The 3,166-nt window shown below is 71.4% G+C and carries 4 protein-coding genes and 2 pseudogenes; 3 read left to right on the top strand and 3 right to left on the bottom strand.

The window, feature by feature from the left end; all coding sequences use genetic code 11:
- A pseudogene (locus M878_RS000000100095) lies at positions 1-145 on the top strand (futalosine hydrolase); the annotation flags it as partial.
- On the top strand, positions 135-1,040 hold the full coding sequence (locus M878_RS72135; protein WP_023549365.1) for a 1,4-dihydroxy-6-naphtoate synthase: 906 nt from the start codon (positions 135-137) through the stop codon (positions 1,038-1,040). The pseudogene M878_RS000000100095 and the gene M878_RS72135, both read left to right, overlap by 11 nt.
- A gap of 18 nt (positions 1,041-1,058) precedes the next feature.
- Here the strand turns inward: M878_RS72135 and M878_RS000000101070 are convergent, their stop codons facing one another.
- Positions 1,059-1,442, bottom strand: a complete 384-nt coding sequence (locus tag M878_RS000000101070; RefSeq protein WP_023549364.1) for a cold-shock protein — start codon at positions 1,440-1,442, stop codon at positions 1,059-1,061.
- 179 nt (positions 1,443-1,621) lie between these two features.
- Between M878_RS000000101070 and M878_RS72125 the strand changes: the two genes are divergently transcribed.
- The gene (locus M878_RS72125) at positions 1,622-1,873 is read left to right on the top strand and encodes a hypothetical protein (RefSeq protein ID WP_031225498.1); all 252 of its coding nucleotides are present in this window, start codon (positions 1,622-1,624) and stop codon (positions 1,871-1,873) included.
- A 12-nt stretch (positions 1,874-1,885) separates the two neighbouring features.
- Here the strand turns inward: M878_RS72125 and M878_RS72120 are convergent, their stop codons facing one another.
- Positions 1,886-2,497: an HAD family hydrolase gene (locus M878_RS72120; RefSeq protein WP_023549362.1), complete on the bottom strand. Its 612-nt coding sequence runs from the start codon at positions 2,495-2,497 to the stop codon at positions 1,886-1,888.
- A gap of 111 nt (positions 2,498-2,608) precedes the next feature.
- A pseudogene (locus tag M878_RS72115) lies at positions 2,609-3,166 on the bottom strand (hypothetical protein); the annotation flags it as partial.

Below are 3,166 nucleotides of genomic sequence, written 5' to 3'. Positions count from 1 at the left end.
GGTGCTGGAGCTCCGCGCGGTCTCCAACCCGGTCGGCCCGCGCGACCGCGCCGCCTGGCGCGTCGGGGACGCCCTCACCGCCCTCACCGAGGCCTTCGGGAAGCTCGCGCCCGCATTGGAGAGTTGGACACCGTATGACCACTGAGCCCTTGCACATCGCGTACTCGCCCTGCCCGAACGACACCTTCGTCTTCGACGCCCTCGCCCACGGCCGCGTCCCCGGCGCCCCCGCGCTGGACGTGACCTTCGCCGACATCGACATCACCAACGGCATGGCCGAGCGCGGCGAGTTCGACGTGCTGAAGGTGTCGTACGCCGTCCTGCCGTACATCCTCGGCGAGTACGCGCTGCTGCCGTGCGGCGGTGCGCTGGGGCGGGGCTGCGGGCCGCTGGTGCTCACGCGGGAGGCCGGCGTCGATCTGACGGGCCGTACGGTCGCGGTGCCGAGTGAGAAGTCGACCGCGTACCTGCTGTTCCGGCTGTGGGCGGCAGACACGCTGCCGATCAAGAGGGGCGGGCCCGCAGGGCCCTCGGTTGAGGGCGGTGGTGGGCGACGGGCGGGCAGGGTCGGTGAGATCGTGGTGATGCCGTTCCACGAGATCATGCCGGCCGTGCGGGACGGCAAGGTGGACGCCGGACTCGTCATCCACGAGGCCCGGTTCACATACCAGAACTACGGCCTGCACAAGCTCGCCGACATGGGCGAGCACTGGGAGCGGACCACCGGGCTGCCGATCCCGCTCGGCGCGATCGTCGCCAAGCGCTCGCTGGGCGCGGACACACTGACGCGGCTCGCCGATGCCATCCGCGCCTCCGTACTGGCCGCCTGGGACGACCCCGAGGCGTCCCGGCCGTATGTCATGGCTCACGCCCAGGAGATGGACCCGGCCGTCGCCGACCAGCACATCGGGCTGTACGTCAACGAGTTCACCGCCGACCTCGGCGAGGACGGCTACGCGGCGATCCGCGGGCTGCTCACACGTGCGGCGGCCGAGGGGCTGCTGCCGCCCCTCGGCCCGGATGCGCTCGCTTTTCCCTGACGGGTTTCCTGCCCGCGTCTACACGTCCAGCTGGTCGGCGACCGCCCGCAGCAGGCCGGCGATCTTCTTGCCGGAGGCCTTGTCCGGGTAGCGGCCCTTCTCGAGCATCGGCGTGATGTTCTCGAGAAGGGTCGTCAGGTCCTGCACGATGGAGGCCAGCTCGTCGGGCTTCTTGCGCTGGGCGGCGGCGACCGACGGCGCCGGCTCCAGCACGGTCACCGACAGCGCCTGGTCACCGCGCTGACCGGCCACGACGCCGAACTCCACGCGCTGTCCCGGCTTGAGCGCATCGACTCCGGCGGGGAGAACAGAGGAATGGACGAAGACGTCACCGCCGTCGTCGCGGGAGAGAAAGCCGAAGCCCTTCTCGCTGTTGAACCATTTGACACGCCCGGTCGGCACCGTCTGTCCTCGTCCTCGTACTAGTTGGGGAACTGTCACTGCTTCTACTGCTCGGAAAGTGCTCTCGATAGCACTGGGGCGGGTCGACCGTGACCCGCCGCTACCAAGCGTAATGGTCTCGGGGCGGGTGACAAGACGTCCCCCGGTTGTTCTCTCGCGCTGGGAACTACCCTGGTCCGGTGCGTGACAAAACCCAAACGAATTCCGCCGTGCCCGGTGACCACCTGATCCGTGCCGGCGCGATCGTCTTCTTCATCGGCGCCGTGGCCACGCTCGTCACGGTGGCGCCGCTGTTCCTGGGCGCGAAGCCTTTTCCGACGTACATGTACTGCATGAGCATGCTCATGGGCGTCGGTTTCCTGCTGGCCGGTGCGGGGGTGCTGCGCTCGGTGGCCGCCGGCCGACGTCAGGCGCGCGCCGCGGCCGAGTAGCCGGTCAGCCGGTCAGCCAGTCGTCCGGTAGCCGGTCAGCCAGTCCGGGAAGGCGGAGAGGTCGTCGAGGACCACGTCCGCCCCGGCGGCGCGCAGTTCATCGGCGGTGCAGGGGCCGGTCGCCACGGCGAGCGACAGCACGCCGGCCGTACGCGCCCCGCGCACGTCCCCGACATGGTCGCCGACGTACACGCCCGCGCCGTACTCGCGCAGTGCCTCCGCCTTCTGCTCGGCCCACAGGTCGCCCACCACCACGTCCGGCTCGATGCCGAGGTGGGACAGGTGCAGCTTGGCGCTGGGCTCGTACTTCGCCGTGACCACGAGAGTCCGGCCGCCGGCCGCGCGCACCGCGGCTATCGCCTCCCGGGCGCCGTCCATGGCGGGCGTCGCGGCGATGGCGGTCGACGGGTACATCTCCCGGTACAAGCCGGCCATCGCGGGGATCTCCTCCTCCGGGAACCAGTGGCTCAGCTCCTCCACCAGCGGCGGGCCCAGCCGGGTCACCGCCAGATCGGCGTCGATGTACGCCCCGGTCCGCTCGGCCAGGGCCACGTAGCAGGCGCGGATCCCTGGCCGGGAGTCGATGAGGGTCATGTCCAGGTCGAAGCCGATGGTCAAAGTCATATGCGCAATTGTGCCGGGTGCCTCCGGCGGGCCGGCCGAGCGGGTTTGCGCCGTGGGGTACCTCTGCGTTGCCGGCTGCGGGTGCGTGGGGGAACTGCAGTGCCGTCAGCTTCACCCGCGTCGTTGGGAGCGCCAGACCAAGTACAGCGCCGAGGCCACCGCGGCGCCTCGGACCACCCATGGCCAGGTCTCGGCGATCGCCTCGTTCATGTGGCCCTGGGCGATCGGTGTGCCCCAGCGGCCGTTGTCCCGGCCCCACAGCCAGACCAGTCCGGCGGCGACCGCGGTGCCGGGCAGGACCATGACGGCCAGCTTGGTCTCCGCGGGGGTCAGCCGCCGGGAGCCGTAGGCGATCACCCAGCCGAGCAGCAGAGCGAACCAGTTCCCGAGCACCGCACCGGCGACCAGCGCGGCGGCCGCCAGCAGCAGGAGGGGGTTGGTCCAGCCCGCGGCGGGACGGGGAATCAGGCCGCGGCGACGCCGGGCGGGTCCGGGTTCGGCGGCGGCCTCCGTGGCGTCCGCGATCGGCTCGGCCGTGTCCGGGGCCGGCTTCGCCGGCTCCTCCCCGGGCAGCGGTGGCCGCTTGAGCAGCTCCGGGATCTCGACGCCGCCGACGAACCCGGGCACTGAGTCGGTCGTCTCCGCGGCGCCGCCGAAGGGGTTGCCGGC

Origin of the sequence: Streptomyces roseochromogenus subsp. oscitans DS 12.976 (genome assembly GCF_000497445.1) — a bacterium.
Taxonomy (GTDB): domain Bacteria; phylum Actinomycetota; class Actinomycetes; order Streptomycetales; family Streptomycetaceae; genus Streptomyces; species Streptomyces oscitans.
The sequence above is the reverse complement of the archived record's forward strand: the minus strand, read 5'-3'. Positions and strand labels throughout refer to the sequence as shown.

Bases quoted from the DNA above. Each gene is read 5' to 3' on its own strand.
- M878_RS72120 (WP_023549362.1), bottom strand. From the start codon at position 2,497: ATGACTTTGACCATCGGCTTCGACCTGGACATGACCCTCATCGACTCC.
- M878_RS72135 (WP_023549365.1), top strand. From the start codon at position 135: ATGACCACTGAGCCCTTGCACATCGCGTACTCGCCCTGCCCGAACGAC.